Genomic DNA, 18,280 nt, shown 5'->3' with positions numbered 1-18,280 from the left:
CTAGGGAATGGGTTCATCACATCTCGACGAGCGATTACCCATTCCCTGAATGTCTGCAAATATCGCCCTTTTATCCCTGAACCCGCCGGTATAATCCCGTACCCCGTAACAACCGAAGCCCTAACCAACTCCCACACAATGAAAGTAACAAGCTGCTGATTATTGGTAATAACAGCCACATCTGCCATTCTGGTTGCCACGGAAAATCAAATACCTTGGTCTGCAATAACCAAAGCGCAACTTCAGCGCCAAGTGCCGCAGTAAAACCCGCCATTAATCCAAGCAAAGCAAATTCACTCCACAGCGTACGACGCAGTAACTGTTTACTGGCTCCCAAGGTGCGGTAAACCACTAGTTCAAGTTGCCGTTGATGCATCCCTACCTGAACCTGTGCCAATAGCAATAATGCGCCACAAACCATGACCAACCCAACCATGACCTCTAATGCCTTACTTACCTGCTGCAAAATACCCTGAATTTGCTTAATCATCACGCCGGTATCAAGTAGGCTCAAGGTTGGAAACTGACGATTAAGATCCGTCAGAAGGCGACCCTCTCCCTCATAATGGAAACTGGTCAACCAGGTTTGCTGCTGATTCTCTAATGCTTGTTTCGGGAAAATAAACAAGAAATTTGGCCGCAAACTTTCCCAATCTACCAGTCGAATACTGCTAACTATGGCACTGAATTGCTGCGTATCACCACTAAATGTTAGCTTATCGCCGATTTTGATTGCCAAACGCTCAGCAAGACCCTGCTCAATCGAAACCTCATCCGCCTTTGGCGGCCAGTAACCTGCAACCAAGGTATTAAACGGGGGTAACTCCTCTTTCCATGTCAGGTTCAATTCCCGCTGTACCGTGTTGCTATCCGATTCTTTGGCCTCTGCCCACGCGATGGCTGACTGACCATTAATTTCCGTCAAGCGAGCCAATACCACTGGATAGAATGCCGTAGGTTTAACCTGATACTGAGCCAGCAAATGTTCTACTTGTGGAATTTGCTGTCCAGTCATATTAATCAGAAAATAGTTTGGACTGTCCGGTGGCAATTGGTGCTGCCAACGGTCAAGCAAGTCTCCTCGGACCACCAGCAACAAAGCAAATAACATAAATGATAAAGAGAAAGCCGCCAATTGAGCTACTGTTTGAAACGGCTGCCGCAGTAGTCGATTAACCGCCAGACGAAAACTGAGTTGGCGGAGTTTCAAATGACGTAATAACCACAATCCTCCCCAACCAAACACGGCTAGTAATAGCGCAACCATCATCATGCCTGCAAGTAACGCCCATAACATGGGCTTGGCGCCAACTAACAGACTCAACCCACTAATGACCACCAATACCGCCAACGGCAAGTAATAACGCAACGGCCAGATAGGCGCAATAATATCATCACGCAGCACCCGTGATGGTTGGGTTGCCATTAACTGCTTGTACGGACGTATTCCTACCAGTAAGGCGATAACAGATAACGCGCCTAACGCCCATATCCACGGCCAGAATCCGGCTTGCGGCAACATCTTCGGTAACATGGGTGCCAAAATCTGTACGAGCAGATATTCAAACATCAATCCCAAAAGCGTCCCCACCAGCGCCGCCGCAATCAATATCACCAGCCATTGACCAATCACCCATTTACGCAACGCCCAACGCCCCGCCCCCAGTGTTTTAAGCACAGCCATCAAATCATGGCGGCTACGGCAATAGTGAGTCATTGATACTGCTACCGCGGCGACAGCGAGTAATAACGTTAGCAAAGCCGATAACAACAAGAATTGCTGTGCCCTTTCAATAGATTTTGCGAGCGCTCCACTATCTTGTTTCAAGGTATACCAGCGCTGATCAGCTTTAAGTTGGGGATCAATGAGCTGCTGATACTGATAAACCGCTTCTTTATCACCCGAAAACATATAACGATAAGTCAGACGGCTACCCGGCTGAATCGCCCCGGTAGATTGCGCATCATCAAGATTGATCAAAATCCTTGGTGCAATCTGAAAGGGATTGAAACCACTGTCTGGTTCCTGAATTAATTCTCCGCTCACCTTAAGCGTGGTATCACCCACATCGAGATTATCGCCAACTTTGATTTTCAATAGTTCAAGCAAACGAGGCGCGACCAGCACCGTGCCTTTTTCCGCTTTCAAACCCGGTGGATGGGTTTCCAGTTCACCATATAACGGGTAATGACTGTCTGCGGCTTTTACATTCGCAAGTTGAGGAATGTCTCCGGCATAAGTCATTGTGGTGAAAGAGAGCTGGCGACTTAATTTTAATCCCAGTTTTTTCGCCTGCTGTAACCATTCTTCATCTACCGGATAAGCAGCACGCAAGACTAAATCACCCGCCAGAAAATCCCGACTCTGGTAATGAACACTTTGATCAATGCGATCACCGATCCTGCCCAAAGCCAGTACACAAGCTACCGCCAAGGTAAGAGATAACCAGACAATCAATAAAGAAGGTGTGCGCCACTCGCGCCAAAACCAACGCCAAATCATCTTTCTTCCCTCAATTTTCCATCAACCAACCGCAAGCAACGTTGACAACGGGCCGCAAGCTGGCTGTCATGAGTGACCAAAATTAATGTTGTGGCATAATCACGATTCAGAGAAAACAGTAAATCAGCAATACGATCACCGGTTTGCCGATCCAGATTACCTGTTGGCTCATCAGCAAACAGAATTTTGGGTTGGCTGCTGAATGCCCGTGCTAATGCCACCCTCTGTTGTTCACCGCCAGAAAGTTGTGCCGGCATATGTTTCAAACGCTTCCCCAATCCCAGTTGTTCAAGCAATTCAGCCGCCTGTTTCCTACTACTATTTTCAGACTCACCACGTAATAAAGCAGGAAGCTGGACGTTCTCTAATGCATTTAACGTCGGAATTAACATAAATGACTGAAAGACAAAACCAACACTTTCAGCCCGGAGTTGCGCCCGCTGCTCCTCATTCATCTGGCTTAAATTATGCCCTAGCAGCCGAACCTCACCGTCACTGCCATCATCTAACCCAGCAATAATGCCAAGCAATGTGGATTTACCCGAACCCGATTCTCCCACCAAAGCGATAGTCTGTGCCGACTCGACAACCAACTCAACTCCCTGCAATATAGTGATCTTATGTTCTCCCTGACCAACGTGCTTACTGAGATGCTGAACTTCAAGAATATTCCCCGTTACCATTTACTTTTCCTTTTACTGATGGTGCTATTTAGCGCCAGAGCGACTGCGGCTGATACCCTTCTGATTCTCGGTGATAGCCTTAGTGCCGGTTACCATTTGCCTATTGAACAGTCATGGCCTGCTTTAATGGAAAAAAAATGGCAGAAATCTGGCAATAAAATCACGGTCATCAACGGCAGCATCAGCGGTAATACCGCCGCTCAGGGCCTTGAGCGGCTACCTGAATTACTTAAACAACATAAACCTCGTTGGGTACTGATAGAACTGGGTGCCAACGATGGACTACGCGGTTTTCCCCCACAACAAACAGAACAAGATCTGCAACAGATCATTACTTTAGTGAAACAAGCCAATATTCAGCCTTTATTGATGCAGATCCGTCTGCCACCAAATTATGGGCGCCGTTATACCGAATCTTTTGCCAAGATTTACCCCAAACTGGCAGAACACAATCAAATCCCTCTGCTCCCGTTTTATATGGAACAAGTCGCTATTAAACCGGAGTGGGTGCAACAAGACGGATTACATCCCAATCTGGCAGCTCAACCATTTATCGCCGACTGGATGTCTGACACACTATCAGCACATCTTAATTATTCTTGAATAGTAAACTATTAGTTTCAACAAATTGATGTCTATAAACAGGTTAAAGTTATGCAAAAGTCAGTTCTTATCACAGGCTGTTCCAGTGGAATTGGTCTGGTGGCGGCCAAAACACTACACCAGCGGGGCTATCGAGTTTTAGCAGCTTGCCGGAAACCCGCAGATTTACAGCATATGCGCGAGTTAGGACTGGAACCTATCGAATTGGATCTTGATGACAAAATGAGTGTTGAACGCGCCGCAGCAGAGGTCATCAGGCTAACCAATGGCCGTCTTTACGGACTGTTTAATAATGGCGGCTTTGGTATTTATGGCCCGCTCAATACTATCAGTCGTGAACAACTGGAACGGCAATTCTCCACCAATCTATTTGGTACACATCAACTTACCTGCTTATTACTTCCAGCAATGCAACTTCATGGTGAAGGCCGTATTATCCAAACCAGTTCAGTTATGGGACTGATTTCAACCCCAGGCCGCGGTGCTTACTCTGCCAGTAAATATGCCTTGGAAGCATGGTCAGATGCGTTAAGAATGGAATTAGCCGGAACAGGAATTAAAGCTTGTCTAATTGTCCCTGGCCCGATAAAAACACGTTTTACAGAAAACGTGAATCAAACGCAAAGCGATAAGCCGGTCAGAAACCCCAAGATCGCCCGCCATTTTACCCTAACCCCCGAAGCTGTTGTGCGCAAACTGATTCATGCTTTGGAAAGTCCTAACCCTAAATTACGTTATCCAGTGACTTGGATAACCCACGCAGTTACTATTATGCGCCGGATTTTGCCAGGAAGAGTAATGGATAAAATACTGAGTAAACAGAGTGGTACAACTTGAAAGTTAATAAAATAACCTCAATCTATTTAATCATACCCTGCAATAATCAAATTTAAGAGACTAATTATATGTTACCAACCTCTACTGGAATTAATGTTAACGAAAGCAACCTACATCAAACCGTTGAACAGTCTATGACTGTGCCTGTTTTATTTTATTTTTGGTCTGAACGTAGCTCACATTGCCAAGAATTAGGCGTAACACTGGATAAACTGGCAGCCGAATACGCAAATCAATTCATATTGGCAAAAGTAGATTGTGATAAAGAGCAAATGGTCGCTGCACAGTTTGGCTTACGCGCCATTCCTACAGTTTATATTATGCAACAAGGTCAACCCGTAGACGGTTTTCAAGGGCCACAACCTGAAAACGTGATTAGAGAGATGCTTGCTCGTATATTACCGAAACCGGAAGAGTTGAAAGCCGCCCAAGCTGAGGAACTTATCGCCGAAGGAAAACATCAGGAAGCACTACCGTTATTGAAAGAAGCCTGGCAATTAGCACCCAAAAACAGTGCAATTGCACTTATGTTGACCAAAGTGCAAATTATGCTCAATAATATAGAAGAAGCCCAGGAAATTCTGAGTTTTATTCCATTACAGGATCAAGACACTCATTATCACAGTTTACTGGCTCAAATTGAGTTACAAAAGCAAGCGGCGGATACACCAGAGATCCAACAATTGCAGCAAGAATTCGCCATTCAACCGGAAAATGCAGAGCTGGCTGTTAAGCTCGCGCTGAAACTGCACGAAGTCAGCCGTAATGATGAAGCTCTGGAATTATTACTCAGCTTCCTGAAAAAGGACCTTTCTGCTGCCAACGGTGCGGTACGGAAAACAATGATGGATATTATGTCTGCAATGGGGACCGGTAATACCTTAGCTTCGAAATACCGTCGCCAGGTTTACTCGCTGCTTTACTGATTTATTTAATTGTAAGGAATTGCTATGGATTTATTCGCTTTTGGTGCCGTACCCATTCTGATATTTATTGCGGTGGTTATTGTCTTTACTTGCGTAAAAACAGTGCCACAAGGCTATCAATGGACGGTAGAACGTTTTGGCCGTTATACCCGAACTTTATTACCGGGTTTGCATATTATCGTCCCTTTTATCGATCGCATTGGCCGTAAAATTAACATGATGGAACAAGTGTTGGATATTCCTTCACAGGAAGTGATTTCCCGCGATAACGCCAATGTTACTATTGATGCAGTCTGCTTTATTCAGGTTGTCGATCCTGTTCGGGCTGCTTATGAAGTCAGCAACCTTGAACTATCCATTATCAATCTGACGATGACCAACTTCCGTACCGTTTTGGGTTCAATGGAATTGGATGAAATGCTGTCGCAGCGTGATTCTATCAACAGTCGTCTATTACATATTGTTGATGAAGCCACTAACCCGTGGGGAGTGAAAATTACCCGTATTGAAATCCGTGATGTGCGTCCACCAAAAGAGTTGATCTCTGCCATGAACGCCCAGATGAAAGCAGAACGTACAAAACGTGCTGATATTCTGGAAGCAGAAGGTATCCGTCAGGCGGCTATTCTGAAAGCAGAAGGAGAAAAACAGTCTCAAATTCTAAAAGCAGAAGGGGAACGTCAATCGGCATTTCTCCAGGCAGAAGCACGTGAACGTGCCGCCGAAGCGGAAGCTCGCGCAACTAAAATGGTGTCCGATGCGATTGCTGACGGTAATATGCAGGCAATTAACTACTTTGTTGCCCAGAAATATACGGATGCACTGACCAGTATTGGCGCTTCCAGTAACAGCAAAGTCATTATGATGCCTCTGGAAGCGAGCAATCTAATGGGTGCGATTGGCGGTATTACTGAACTGATTGGCGAAAGCAAAAAAGGTAAATAACCATGATTGCACAGATTGCGGCGCAAACCCCTTGGCTCTGGTTCTCTTTTGGCGGCTTACTGTTAATTGCAGAGCTTCTGGGAACTGGCGGCTATCTGTTATGGACGGGTATAGCCGCTATCGTTGTTGCGTTTGTCACCTGGTTGCTACCAGGAATAGATTGGGAATGGCAAGGCATTTTGTTTGCCACTCTGACGCTGCTTTCTGCAATGCTATGGCGCTATTGGTTACGTCGCCGCCCATCAAAAGGCGGCGATACCCTGAACCAGAAAGACCACCAGCTCATCGGTATCCGAGCCAAACTGACTACAGATACTGAAAATGGTTACAGCCGGGTCAAACTGGCGGATGGAAGCTGGCGAGTTCACTGTGATAGTGAACTACCAGCCCATACCGAAGTAGAAGTGATCGCTGTTGATGGCATTACCCTGAAAGTAAAACCGGTCAGTTCTCAGTGATGAGAGCAACAACCCGATAAATGATCTATGATGGGGCATGCAGCCCCGTCATCTCCAGGGCACTCTTCCGCCAAAGATAACAATTTACTTCTTATTTTCTGCAACTCTTCAATCGCCTTTTCTATTTCAGCCACTTTATGCAATGTTGCTGCTTTTACATCAGCACTGTGTCGATTGGGATTGCGGAATAACACTAAAAATTCACGGCATTCATCAAGCGTAAAACCTACCTGTTTTGCCTGACGCAACAGCGTGAGTTCATCAATATGTTTCTGCTGATAATAACGGTAGCCGTTATCCCCCCTTTCCGGCGGTGTAATCAGATCTTTTTCTTCATAAAACCGGATCGCTTTGCTGGTAAGACCGGTTTTTTGGGCAATCTCACTAATGTTCATTTTTTCCCCTTGACCTTACCCTTGAGGGAAGGTTTAACCTTCGCAATAAGTCAGAAATTCACTTGAACTGTGTAGATATCATCAATTATCACACAGGTGTGAAGAATAATTACATCACTATGTGTTAGGAGTTTTTTTATGTCACACACAACCATTTTAACCTTGCAGGGACTCTCCTGTATGCACTGTGTTAACAGTGTGAAAAAGGCACTAGCAAATCATGCAGATGTGGAACAAGCGGATATTACGATCGATTATGCCAAAATCATCAGTAAAGCCTCTGCTGAATCATTAATCGAAACAATTCAAGCAGCCGGTTACGATGCGATAATCGCCAGTCAACCCGATGTTGAACTGGCTCTCTCTGGCCTGAGTTGCATGCATTGTGCCGGTACGACTCGTAAAGCGTTGGAAGCCGTAGATGGCGTTATCGCCGCAGAGGTGAATACTGAAACAGCTAAAGTTTACGGTAAAGCCGATGTCGCTACCCTGATTGCCGCTGTTGAGCAGGCAGGTTATCAAGCAAAACTCGCTTCTGGTCAAAACTCCCCAAAATCTGAGCCGCTGACATTACCTGCTTCAAACAGACCGGAACCTTTGGCAGCGGCAACCTCCTCCCTTCCGGTCGAAAAAACTGACGTATCCGTTGTGAGTGATAGCGATGAGAGCATCCAGTTGCTGTTGGATGGCATGACTTGCGCTAGCTGTGTGAATAAAGTTCAGAAAGCATTACAAAGCGTTGATGGCGTGGAAAATGCCAGAGTGAATCTTGCTGAACGCAGCGCTTTAATTACCGGTAGTGCCTCACCAGAAGCACTGATTAAAGCAGTAGAAAAAGCCGGGTATGGCGCAGAACTGATTCAGGATGAAGCTGAGCGGCGTGAACGACAGCAACAAGTTTCTGACGCTAATATGCGCCGTTTTCGTTGGCAGTCAGCATTAGCCTTAGTCGTCGGTATTCCTGTGATGGTATGGGGCATGATGGGCGATAATATGATGCTCACACCTGAAAACCATCATATCTGGCTGACTATCGGCGTTATCACGCTTGCCGTGATGATTTTTGCCGGTGGTCACTTCTATCGCAATGCGTGGCAAAGCCTGAAAAACGGCAGTGCGACAATGGACACCTTAGTGGCATTGGGAACTGGTGCAGCCTGGCTTTACTCCATCAGTGTCAACCTATGGCCAGATAGTTTTCCACCACAAGCCCGTCATCTCTATTATGAAGCCAGCGCGATGATTATCGGTCTGATAAACCTGGGGCATGCTCTGGAACAACGTGCCCGTCAGCGTTCTTCAAAAGCACTGGAGCGTTTGCTAGATCTGACACCACCGACTGCCCATGTGGTGACAGGAGATGGCGAAAAAGAGATGCGATTGACTGACGTCAAACCCGGCATGACGTTACGTCTGACAACCGGTGATCGTGTTCCCGTTGATGGTGAAATCATTCAAGGTGAGGTTTGGATAGATGAGGCAATGCTCACCGGTGAGCCGATTCCACAGCAAAAAACCAAAGGCGATAACATTCATGCCGGTACGACGGTGCAAGACGGTACAGTACTGTTTACTGCCGCCGCGGTTGGCAGTCAGACAACATTAGCACGAATTATTAAACTGGTCCGTCAGGCACAAAGTAGTAAGCCAGAAATTGGTCAGTTAGCAGATAAAATTTCCTCCGTGTTTGTTCCCGTTGTGGTCGCCATTGCCCTGATTGCCGGTGTTATTTGGTATTTCGTTGGGCCAGCACCACAGATTATGTATTCATTGGTCATTATTACCACTGTGTTGATTATTGCCTGCCCCTGTGCCCTTGGGCTGGCGACCCCGATGTCAATTATCTCTGGTGTCGGCCGAGCAGCAGAATTCGGGGTACTGGTTCGGGATGCCGATGCACTGCAACAAGCGAGCACATTGGATACCATTGTTTTCGATAAAACCGGTACGCTGACGGAAGGTATGCCTCAATTGACTGATATACATACCTTTAATGGGTACAGTGAACAAGAGGTATTGCGTTGGGCGGGTGCACTGGAAAAAGGCTCTAACCATCCATTAGCCAAAGCCATTCTTGCTAAAGCCGAAGGGCTGGAATTACCGCAAGTTGGACAATTCCATACGCTGGCTGGGCAGGGTATCAGCGGTGAAGTGAATGGCACAACCTTGTTGCTAGGTAACCAAGCATGGCTAGAACAAAAGCAGATTGATACGCAAGACTTAAAACCGCTGATTGTTCAACAGGCAGAACAAGGCATCACACCGGTTCTTCTGGCAGCAGGAGGTAAAGTAGCGGCAGTGCTGTCAATTCGTGACCCACTGCGTGAAGATACCATGACTGCATTGCAACGATTACATCACCAAGGCTACCGTTTAGTGATGCTGACCGGTGATAATCCGGTGACTGCCAATGCGATTGCAAAAGAAGCGGGTATTGATCAAGTGATTGCGGGTGTATTGCCTGATGGCAAAGCTGAGGCGATTCAGAAATTGCAAGCAGCAGGTCACAAAGTTGCTATGGTGGGGGATGGCATTAACGATGCCCCTGCCCTAGCGCAGGCTGATGTGGGCATTGCAATGGGAGGCGGTAGTGATATCGCCATTGAAACCGCCGCAATAACACTAATGCGTCATAGTCTACACGGTGTGGCTGATGCGGTTGAGCTATCCAAAGGCACTCTGCGCAATATGAAACAAAATTTACTAGGCGCGTTTATCTATAACACATTAGGTATTCCCATTGCCGCTGGTCTGCTCTATCCCTTTACCGGAACCCTGTTAGATCCGGTAGTCGCAGGTGCGGCAATGGCGCTGTCTTCAATTACGGTGGTGAGTAATGCTAATCGATTACTGAGGTTTAAGTCTAAAACCACGAAAATGAGTTAGCTTTAGCGATATTGGGGTAAATTGTAAAAATTTGTCATCCCTGTACTCTTTACACTTTTACCCCATCATCCATCGCCAATTCGTGGACAAATTACTTCAGTTATAACCACTTATGCCGGCTGGCTGCGATCAACGCAGCCCAACTATCGGGCGGATTTCCTCTTCCTAGCATCTTCTCGAAGACCGAATAGGGATCGGACTTACTACCTTCCGAACGCAAGGTCTCCTCATCGTTGACCCAAGCATACACAATGATCCTAGCCCTAGAATCATAACGGAAGAACAAACGGAACCTTCGACCAATCTTAGCTCGTCGCCAGTAGCGATAGGCTTCTCCTAAGGTGTTACCTTGCCGATACTCGTCCCGAGAAGGATCACTTGGTACCACATCCAGAATCAATTTGCTCAACGCCCGAAACAGCTTGACACTAGAGTTGCTCTCGAACCCGTGTGGGCCACTCTTCTCGGCCCTTTTTACTGCATCATGCAGCTTCTGAAGCTGTTGTATCACACATGAGTGATATAGCAGTGTCCATCCATGTCTTTGCATCAAATCACAACATCTCCGTCAATATTTTCACTCAGATCGATAGCGTGACCAGCATTGTACTGCATAGCCTCTTCCAATTCTTTAGGTAAACCACTCACATGATGCCCAACCTGAATATCCTCAGACAATAGATCAAGGAATGCCCCAATGACAGGATCTTCATGCTCAATTCCTACACAGGTCACGACTATCTCACCATTACACAACTCAAAGGCCAACTTACTACCTGTACCAATACCTAATGCCTGACGGATAGACTTAGGTATCGTTATCTGACCTTTGGAAGTCAATGTTGCAAGTTCATAGATAGATGTCATAACAAATCTCCAATTATCACTTTCATTAAAGTGTAAGGAATAATCCTTACATCGTCAAGATAATCTAGTTTAGGTTTATTTCACTTTAACGGTGAACACCAATCTACTGACTCTCTATACCAAAAGACTGTGATAGTTGCTAAAAGGCTAGCAAGGTAAATGGAAGGAACAAAAAAATCTCCTTGTATACTGATAGTAGTAAAGAAACATTCAATGGAAATAAATAAAGATACAGCGGAAGTACAGCTATAATATTGATAGTCACCTTAAAAATATAAATGCTAAACCGGAACACAAATGGGACGACTGATTAAACACCTTACCAATATATTGGGAATAAAGTCTTCCCACCGTTATCCCTATCCCGCTCACGATATTATACTGGCAGGTGATAGACATTTGCACCTGGTAGGCAGTATTCACATGGGTACGAAAAATATGTTCCCACTTTCGGAAATATTGATAGAACAACTTAATCTATCCGATACATTAATCGTGGAAGCAGATATTATTCAGGCAGACTCCCCATTTCATGATGAATTTCAATCATATCACCGCATCGAACAACGTTTATCTTCTGAGATGTACCAGAATTTTCAAGACTGCTGCAATGAAATCCAACAGCAGGAAGAATTCCTCAATTTATTACCCTCATGGCAAATCGCTTTAATTTTACAAGCAGGACAAGCACAAAACCTTGGACTGCATCCCCACTACGGTATCGATTATCAGCTACTGAATGCAGCCAAAGCGCAAGGGAAAACGGTTATTGAACTAGAAGGTACTGAATCACAAATTAATTTACTTAATCAAATTCCCAATAACGGCCTGCCACTACTGGAAGATACATTAACCCATTGGCACGCAAATGCCCGCGCTTTACAAACAATGATCAGTTGGTGGATGGACTATCAACCTGAACAGCAAAAACATGTTTTACCAACAACTTTCAGTAAAGAGATATACCAACTATTGATGACTGAACGTAATAAACGATGGAATAAGCGTTTACGGAAATTACCTACCGGTCGATATCTTGTCGCTGTTGGTGCTTTGCATCTGTACGGTGAAGGGAATTTGCCTCAGATGCTGGCAGAAGAACAGGATTAAAAAAAGGCCAATAATACAGTAGTATTGGCCAATCAAAGAGGAATAACCTGTCACTCTCGTTATTCTTATTGTTCGGGATATTACCTGTTTGTACACAAGCAACAGAGCCATAGTTAGAATATCAATTCCATCCTTCTATTTCATCCATTATCCTTAATTACAAAATTATTCTATGTAATGAAATTATGACACCTGCGATCATTCTATTAAAAAAACAGAAAGTTAGCTTTACTTTTCATACCTATGAACACGATACAAATGAGCATAACTTTGGTGATGAAGCAGTGAGGAAATTAAGACTCAATGCCAGACAGGTATTTAAAACTTTGCTGGTTGCACTTAATGGTGAAGCTAAAAATTTGGTGGTAGCCGTCACCCCCGTTTCAAGTGAACTGGATTTAAAAAAGGTCGCCAAAGTTTTTAAAATCAAAAAAGCAGAAATGGCTGATCCCCAAATCGCCCAGAAAGTGACAGGGTATCTCGTCGGCGGGATCAGTCCGCTAGGACAGAAAAAATACTTGCCAACAGTTATTGATAACCAAGCGCAACAGTTCCCAACTATATTTGTCTCAGGTGGTAAACGAGGGTTAGATATTGAATTGGCGTCGTCTGATCTCTGTAGATTACTGAGAGGTAATTTCGCTGATATTGCAAAAACTTAAATTATTACCCCAAAAGGGCGGCCAAAATTGCCGCCCTTTCGATTTACCATTCTGTCAGGGATTATTGATAAATAATCTCACCCTTTGGCTCATAATCAGCCGCTTTCAGTGGTGAATGCTTCTCGATATAGTCTTTCAAAACTTCTGCATCAACAAAACCGGTGTTGACATAGGTTGGATAATTATCAACACGTGGATAGCCATCACCACCAATAGCATTAAAGTCAAGCATTGCCATGCGGTAAGTTTTATTCGGCTCTAGTGGCTTTCCACCGATTTTTACCTCTTTAATACCTTTACCATCAGCAATCAGGCTAACATTCACAAACTGTGCATAAGCACCAGAGTCAACTTTCATATTAGCAATCGCCGCCAGATATTGTTTGACTTCATCGCCTTTCATATCAACGTAAACCAATGTGTTGGCAAATGGATGCACTTTCAACACATCTTTATAAGTGATATCACCTGATTCAATCGAATCGCGAATACCACCACCACTCATAATCGCAAAATCAGCACCCGCGCGTTCCATCATGGCAGAAAGCGCAACATGGGCCATATTAGTCTGAACAAAACGAACTTTGCTTCGATCCCCTTCCAATTTACCCTCAATAGAACCCACTTTTACACCAAGTTGTTTATCACCTTTATCTTGATAAGGCATCAGCAACTTTAACATATCCGGGTTTTGTGCAATTTCATGAGTGTAGTAAGCACGTTCAGTAGAACCATCTTCCTTCTGCACTTTCTTTTTGAGGTTAATAGGGATCAACTGATAGTGAGTCAGCTTTAATTCACCATTACGGAACTGGAAGTCAGCACGACCAACATATTTACCCCACTCATGAGCCTGAACAATCCAGGTACCGTTCTGACGATCCGGCGAACATGGGGTTCCTGGCACATAATCGATCTGCTTATAATTTTTATTTTCCGCAGACATACAGACCGGATCTTGTGAGTGACCACCGACAATCATATCCAGATAGCCCGCAGGCAAGCTGCGAGCCATTTCAACATCACCCGGCGCATTAGAACCATGATTACCGTTGTCATAGTGCCCCATATGGGTTGCTGCAATAATCACATCTGGCTTTTCATCTCTTTTTAGTTCTTCAACAACCATTTTGGCTTCTGTCGCAGGAACACGAAATTCAACATCAGGAAAATTAGCTGGGTTACCGATTTTCGCCGTATCATCAGTCGTCAGGCCAATAACCGCAATTTTCACACCCTGCTTATCGAAAATAGTATAAGGTTTAAACAAACGTTTGCCGGTGCTTGTTTGGTAAATATTGGCAGCCAGAAATGGAAAAGTTGCCCATTTTTCCTGTTGACGCAGTATTGACAGAGGATTATCAAACTCATGGTTACCCAACGCCATTGCATCATAGCCCACCAAGTTCATGCCTTTAAAATCAGGTTCGGCATTTTGCAGATCAGATTCTGGTACACCGGTATTAATATCCCCGCCGGAAAGTAGTAACACACTACCACCTTTTTTCACGACCTCCTGACGGATTTCATCAACTACCGTTTTTTGAGCAGCTAAACCATACTCACCATAATCGTTATGCCAAAAATGACCATGATGGTCATTGGTGTGCAAAATGGTAATGTTATAGGTTTTATCCTTCTCCCATGCATTTGCGATTGCTGGAAGTAGTGCTATAGATACAACCAAAGCACAAGCTGAGGTCTTGAACGAGAATTTCATGGTATATCTCCATGTTTTTTTAGTGAATTGCCATGCAAAAACAGCTTTTAAAGCTAACAAGGCGGGATAAGTTGATCATTTCTTGAGACAGGTTATGTTATGCAGTTATTAACACATGTTTTGTTTCGTCTTTGCGAGAATACTATAAAACTATATCCAAGATAGTAAAAAATCAACTCTCTACCTAATATGTATTAAAATTCAACAAATAACCAATATACTGACTATTGATTAAGACAGGTTGGCTGCGAATATGAGCGAACAAAGCAATACCACCATAGTTCCATCTCACCCCAAAAAAACCAGGAATACCGTTTTTACTATTCTTGGGGCAATCAGTGTTTCACACTTATTGAACGATATGATCCAATCGCTGATTCTGGCAATTTATCCTTTACTACAATTAGAATTCAACCTGAGTTTTGTGCAAATCGGTATGATCACCCTGACTTATCAGATTACCGCCTCTTTATTACAACCACTGATAGGTCTCTATACTGATAAACATCCACAGCCCTATTCATTACCTGTTGGGATGAGTTTCACCTTATCCGGTCTATTATTGCTGGCCTATGCCAACAATTTCCCGTTAATTCTATTAGCATCTGCATTAATTGGAACAGGCTCTTCGATATTCCACCCGGAATCGTCGCGCGTAGCACGTATGGCATCCGGTGGTCGCCACGGACTAGCTCAATCTCTTTTTCAAGTCGGCGGTAATTTTGGCAGCTCCCTTGGGCCTTTGCTAGCCGCTCTGTTTATTGCTCCCTATGGCAGAGGCAACGTTGGCTGGTTCTCTTTGGCAGCATTACTGGGTATCATCGTGCTGCTACAGATCAGTAAATGGTATAACGCTCAGAATTATTTCAAGAAAAATCAAGCCAAAATTGGCCCTGCCATTAAAGTTTTATCAAGAAAAACCGTGATAGGTTCCTTGGTTATTTTGCTAATCTTAATCTTTTCCAAATATTTTTATCTCACCAGTATCAGTAGCTATTATACTTTTTACTTAATACACAAATTTGGCATTTCCGTGCAAAGCGCCCAGTTTCATCTGTTTATTTTTTTATTCGCAGTTGCAGCAGGAACCATTATTGGTGGACCGCTTGGTGACAGGATCGGCAGAAAGTATGTTATCTGGATATCTATCCTTGGAGTTGCACCTTTTACATTAGTTCTGCCTTACGCTTCTCTGTACTGGACAAGTATTCTATCAGTGATTATTGGTGTGATTCTGGCATCTGCGTTCTCTGCAATCCTGGTATACGCTCAGGAACTTATTCCAGGTAAAACCGGGATGGTATCCGGCCTGTTTTTCGGGCTGGCTTTTGGTATGGGAGGTATTGGCGCAGCGGTACTTGGTGATATTGCGGACAGAACAAGTATTGAACTGGTTTATCAGATTTGTGCTTTTCTGCCGTTACTTGGCATATTTACCGCTTTATTACCTAATATAGAAGATAAGAACTAGGAAAATCACCATACAATCCCACATAAAAGTTAATTTTTATGTGGGAATAGTGCTTATTCACCTCATAAATATTCAAATAGAGCAACACAAATACCTGTTACGGGTAATTTAATCCTTTCAATCCATATTTTTTGATGTTTTATTCATTTTTTTAGCGAATTTACCTCGAATTATCTATAAAATACAGTTACACCTACCTCTTCACTATGCTATTTACTAGCCTCAGCAAGAAGGAGTCTTAATGGAGCACTCGACACCACTTATCACCACTATCGTTGGCGGATTCTTTATCGCTTATCTGCTTGGTATGCTGGCACAACGCCTGAAAATCTCACCGCTGGTTGGTTACCTTACTGCGGGAGTACTCGCTGGTCCTTTCACTCCTGGTTTTGTCGCTGATGCATCACTGGCCCCCGAACTGGCAGAAATTGGTGTCATCTTATTGATGTTTGGTGTCGGACTGCATTTTTCACTCAAAGATCTGTTAGCAGTAAAATCTATTGCTATCCCTGGTGCTATTGCACAAATATTGGTCGCGACACTACTCGGAGTAGGGCTATCAGCAATACTGGGTTGGGAATTATTTAGCGGTATCGTCTTTGGTCTCTGTCTATCAACCGCCAGTACCGTTGTTCTATTACGAGCACTAGAAGAGCGCCAACTGATCGATAGCCAACGAGGTCAAATAGCTATTGGCTGGCTGATTGTCGAAGATCTAGCGATGGTGCTGACTCTGGTATTACTGCCCGCAGCTGCCGGTATTCTTGGTAATAAGGAAGCCAATATCGGGCAGTTAATTATGGAGCTCGCCATGACAGTCGGCAAAGTTATCGCTTTTATCTTGCTGATGATTGTTGTTGGCCGCCGTCTAATCCCTTGGGTACTGGCAAAAACCGCTAGTACCGGCTCCAGGGAACTATTTACCCTTGCTGTATTGGTTATCGCCTTGGGTATCGCTTACGGTGCCGTTGCTCTGTTTGATGCTTCATTCGCACTGGGGGCGTTCTTCGCCGGGATGGTATTAAACGAATCAGAACTAAGCCACCGTGCAGCCCAAGATACGCTGCCACTCAGAGATGCTTTCGCCGTATTATTTTTCGTTTCTGTTGGCATGCTGTTCGACCCAATGGTCCTCATTCAACAGCCCCTATCGATATTGGCAACGTTGGCAATCATTATTATTGGTAAGTCCGCCGCTGCAATGTTACTTGTAAAGATGTTCGGCCACTCACGCCGGACCGCGTTAACGATTTCAGTCAGTCTGGCGCAAATCGGTGAATTTGCCTTTATTCTAGCCGGCCTTGGGGTTGCACTCGGTCTGCTTGATGGAAATGCCCGTAACCTTGTTCTGGCTGGCGCGATTGTTTCTATCATGCTAAACCCAGTTCTATTTAGTCTGTTGGATCGCTATCTAGAAAAAACAGAAACTATTGAGGAACAGTTACTGGAAGAAACGTTGGAAGAAGAGACGCAAATTCCTGTCGATATCTGCGGCCACACTATCGTTGTCGGCTACGGACGTGTCGGCAGCTTGCTATGCCAACGCTTGCAGGAAAAAGAGATCCCTCTGGTTGTTATTGAAAACACCAGAGCCAAATTTGAGGAACTCGGTGAACAAGGTATTAGTGCAGTCATGGGCAACGCTGCCAGCAAAGATATTATGTCACTGGCGCGCTTGGATTGCGCCTGCTCCCTCCTACTAACTATTCCTAATGGCTATGAAGCGGGTGAGATTGTCGCCTGTGCAAGAGAAGCACGCCCGGATATTAATATTATCGTCCGAGCCGACTATGACGATGAAGTTACCTATATCACAGAGCGTGGAGCTAGCCACGTCATTATTGGTGAGCATGAAATTGCTAAAACAATGGCAACTGTATTCGCCAACAGTGAGCAAAGCTATCCGATTGAACCACCTCCAGCATCGCCTTTTTCGCCATTACTTTGAGGAAAGCGACTGCTGATGGAATCATTCCCTATTCCTTACCGAGTAGGGATCATGAGCCGTTCTTATCACTTAAGTATCAGTGATAAGAACGGTTCAGAGGGAACAAAACTTTCAGTTGAAGTATTGCTTTACTCAATTCTATACCCTATGGATTTCAAGATGCATCGCGACGGCAAGGGAGCGAATCCCCGGGAGCATAGATAACGATGTGACCGGGGTGAGTGAGTGCAGCCAACAAAGAGGCAACTTGAAAGATGACGGGTATA

General features: G+C 44.6%; 16 protein-coding genes. 10 read left to right on the top strand and 6 right to left on the bottom strand.

Annotation, left to right across the window (positions count from 1 at the left end):
• Positions 1 to 70: 70 nt before the first annotated feature.
• Together ybbP and ybbA are read right to left on the bottom strand one after the other, a co-directional pair.
• On the bottom strand, positions 71 to 2,503 hold the full coding sequence (gene ybbP, locus LG003_RS10480; protein WP_262980686.1) for a putative ABC transporter permease subunit YbbP: 2,433 nt from the start codon (positions 2,501 to 2,503) through the stop codon (positions 71 to 73).
• Complete coding sequence (gene ybbA / locus LG003_RS10475) at positions 2,500 to 3,186, bottom strand: putative ABC transporter ATP-binding protein YbbA (RefSeq protein ID WP_262980685.1); 687 nt, start codon at positions 3,184 to 3,186, stop codon at positions 2,500 to 2,502. The genes ybbP and ybbA overlap by 4 nt, the downstream gene beginning before the upstream one ends.
• On the opposite strand from ybbA, the gene tesA reads away from it, so the two are divergent.
• From tesA to LG003_RS10450, 5 genes are all read left to right on the top strand, one after another.
• Positions 3,157 to 3,789 carry a multifunctional acyl-CoA thioesterase I/protease I/lysophospholipase L1 gene (tesA, locus tag LG003_RS10470; RefSeq protein ID WP_192881020.1) on the top strand — a complete coding sequence of 211 codons (633 nt, stop codon included), beginning with the start codon at positions 3,157 to 3,159 and terminating at the stop codon, positions 3,787 to 3,789. The genes ybbA and tesA overlap by 30 nt on opposite strands.
• A gap of 51 nt (positions 3,790 to 3,840) precedes the next feature.
• Positions 3,841 to 4,626, top strand: a complete 786-nt coding sequence (locus tag LG003_RS10465) for an SDR family oxidoreductase (RefSeq protein WP_112877975.1) — start codon at positions 3,841 to 3,843, stop codon at positions 4,624 to 4,626.
• A gap of 68 nt (positions 4,627 to 4,694) precedes the next feature.
• Positions 4,695 to 5,552 (top strand): co-chaperone YbbN, encoded by an 858-nt coding sequence (locus LG003_RS10460; RefSeq protein ID WP_262980684.1) that lies wholly within the window; start codon positions 4,695 to 4,697, stop codon positions 5,550 to 5,552.
• A gap of 24 nt (positions 5,553 to 5,576) precedes the next feature.
• Positions 5,577 to 6,497, top strand: a complete 921-nt coding sequence (locus LG003_RS10455; protein ID WP_112877973.1) for an SPFH domain-containing protein — start codon at positions 5,577 to 5,579, stop codon at positions 6,495 to 6,497.
• Between the two features lie 2 nt (positions 6,498 to 6,499).
• Complete coding sequence (locus tag LG003_RS10450; RefSeq protein ID WP_112877972.1) at positions 6,500 to 6,955, top strand: NfeD family protein; 456 nt, start codon at positions 6,500 to 6,502, stop codon at positions 6,953 to 6,955.
• On the opposite strand, the gene cueR is transcribed toward LG003_RS10450, so the two are convergent.
• Positions 6,949 to 7,350, bottom strand: coding sequence for a Cu(I)-responsive transcriptional regulator (gene cueR / locus LG003_RS10445; protein ID WP_112877971.1), 402 nt, complete (start codon positions 7,348 to 7,350; stop codon positions 6,949 to 6,951). The two genes, LG003_RS10450 and cueR, sit on opposite strands and share 7 nt — an antisense overlap.
• Positions 7,351 to 7,488: 138 nt before the next feature.
• Between cueR and copA the strand changes: the two genes are divergently transcribed.
• The gene (gene copA, locus LG003_RS10440) at positions 7,489 to 10,236 is read left to right on the top strand and encodes a copper-exporting P-type ATPase CopA (protein WP_262980683.1); all 2,748 of its coding nucleotides are present in this window, start codon (positions 7,489 to 7,491) and stop codon (positions 10,234 to 10,236) included.
• Between the two features lie 100 nt (positions 10,237 to 10,336).
• On the opposite strand, the gene LG003_RS10435 is transcribed toward copA, so the two are convergent.
• Both LG003_RS10435 and LG003_RS10430 read right to left on the bottom strand, forming a co-directional pair.
• Entirely contained in the window at positions 10,337 to 10,786 is a 450-nt protein-coding gene (locus tag LG003_RS10435; protein WP_262980703.1) for a type II toxin-antitoxin system YhaV family toxin, read from the bottom strand.
• A complete protein-coding gene (locus tag LG003_RS10430) occupies positions 10,786 to 11,103 on the bottom strand; it encodes a type II toxin-antitoxin system PrlF family antitoxin (RefSeq protein WP_262980682.1) in 318 nt (105 codons plus the stop codon). The genes LG003_RS10435 and LG003_RS10430 overlap by 1 nt, the downstream gene beginning before the upstream one ends.
• Positions 11,104 to 11,400: 297 nt before the next feature.
• Here LG003_RS10430 and LG003_RS10425 point away from each other — a divergent pair, with 297 nt between their 5' ends.
• The gene (locus LG003_RS10425; protein ID WP_112877967.1) at positions 11,401 to 12,213 is read left to right on the top strand and encodes a TraB/GumN family protein; all 813 of its coding nucleotides are present in this window, start codon (positions 11,401 to 11,403) and stop codon (positions 12,211 to 12,213) included.
• 185 nt (positions 12,214 to 12,398) lie between these two features.
• Positions 12,399 to 12,875 carry a Cys-tRNA(Pro)/Cys-tRNA(Cys) deacylase YbaK gene (gene ybaK / locus LG003_RS10420; protein ID WP_262980681.1) on the top strand — a complete coding sequence of 159 codons (477 nt, stop codon included), beginning with the start codon at positions 12,399 to 12,401 and terminating at the stop codon, positions 12,873 to 12,875.
• A 61-nt stretch (positions 12,876 to 12,936) separates the two neighbouring features.
• Here ybaK and ushA read toward each other — a convergent pair whose 3' ends face one another.
• Entirely contained in the window at positions 12,937 to 14,595 is a 1,659-nt protein-coding gene (ushA, locus tag LG003_RS10415) for a bifunctional UDP-sugar hydrolase/5'-nucleotidase UshA (RefSeq protein ID WP_112877965.1), read from the bottom strand.
• A gap of 253 nt (positions 14,596 to 14,848) precedes the next feature.
• Between ushA and LG003_RS10410 the strand changes: the two genes are divergently transcribed.
• Together LG003_RS10410 and ybaL are read left to right on the top strand one after the other, a co-directional pair.
• Positions 14,849 to 16,066 carry an MFS transporter gene (locus tag LG003_RS10410; protein ID WP_262980680.1) on the top strand — a complete coding sequence of 406 codons (1,218 nt, stop codon included), beginning with the start codon at positions 14,849 to 14,851 and terminating at the stop codon, positions 16,064 to 16,066.
• Positions 16,067 to 16,307: 241 nt separating this feature from the next.
• Entirely contained in the window at positions 16,308 to 18,014 is a 1,707-nt protein-coding gene (gene ybaL / locus LG003_RS10405; protein WP_112877963.1) for a YbaL family putative K(+) efflux transporter, read from the top strand.
• Positions 18,015 to 18,280: the final 266 nt, after the last annotated feature.

This window comes from Photorhabdus kleinii (genome assembly GCF_025384885.1).
GTDB classification, from domain to species: domain Bacteria; phylum Pseudomonadota; class Gammaproteobacteria; order Enterobacterales; family Enterobacteriaceae; genus Photorhabdus; species Photorhabdus kayaii.
This window is presented reverse-complemented; position numbering and strand designations above follow the sequence as displayed.

What these genes read in the sequence shown, in the direction of transcription:
- cueR (WP_112877971.1), bottom strand. Translation starts at nt 7,350, where the DNA reads ATGAACATTAGTGAGATTGCCCAAAAAACCGGTCTTACCAGCAAAGCG.
- ybaK (WP_262980681.1), top strand. Translation starts at nt 12,399, where the DNA reads ATGACACCTGCGATCATTCTATTAAAAAAACAGAAAGTTAGCTTTACT.
- LG003_RS10465 (WP_112877975.1), top strand. Translation starts at nt 3,841, where the DNA reads ATGCAAAAGTCAGTTCTTATCACAGGCTGTTCCAGTGGAATTGGTCTG.
- LG003_RS10455 (WP_112877973.1), top strand. Translation starts at nt 5,577, where the DNA reads ATGGATTTATTCGCTTTTGGTGCCGTACCCATTCTGATATTTATTGCG.
- ushA (WP_112877965.1), bottom strand. Translation starts at nt 14,595, where the DNA reads ATGAAATTCTCGTTCAAGACCTCAGCTTGTGCTTTGGTTGTATCTATA.
- LG003_RS10410 (WP_262980680.1), top strand. Translation starts at nt 14,849, where the DNA reads ATGAGCGAACAAAGCAATACCACCATAGTTCCATCTCACCCCAAAAAA.
- ybaL (WP_112877963.1), top strand. Translation starts at nt 16,308, where the DNA reads ATGGAGCACTCGACACCACTTATCACCACTATCGTTGGCGGATTCTTT.
- LG003_RS10430 (WP_262980682.1), bottom strand. Translation starts at nt 11,103, where the DNA reads ATGACATCTATCTATGAACTTGCAACATTGACTTCCAAAGGTCAGATA.
- ybbA (WP_262980685.1), bottom strand. Translation starts at nt 3,186, where the DNA reads ATGGTAACGGGGAATATTCTTGAAGTTCAGCATCTCAGTAAGCACGTT.
- LG003_RS10450 (WP_112877972.1), top strand. Translation starts at nt 6,500, where the DNA reads ATGATTGCACAGATTGCGGCGCAAACCCCTTGGCTCTGGTTCTCTTTT.
- LG003_RS10425 (WP_112877967.1), top strand. Translation starts at nt 11,401, where the DNA reads ATGGGACGACTGATTAAACACCTTACCAATATATTGGGAATAAAGTCT.
- ybbP (WP_262980686.1), bottom strand. Translation starts at nt 2,503, where the DNA reads ATGATTTGGCGTTGGTTTTGGCGCGAGTGGCGCACACCTTCTTTATTG.
- LG003_RS10435 (WP_262980703.1), bottom strand. Translation starts at nt 10,786, where the DNA reads ATGCAAAGACATGGATGGACACTGCTATATCACTCATGTGTGATACAA.
- LG003_RS10460 (WP_262980684.1), top strand. Translation starts at nt 4,695, where the DNA reads ATGTTACCAACCTCTACTGGAATTAATGTTAACGAAAGCAACCTACAT.
- copA (WP_262980683.1), top strand. Translation starts at nt 7,489, where the DNA reads ATGTCACACACAACCATTTTAACCTTGCAGGGACTCTCCTGTATGCAC.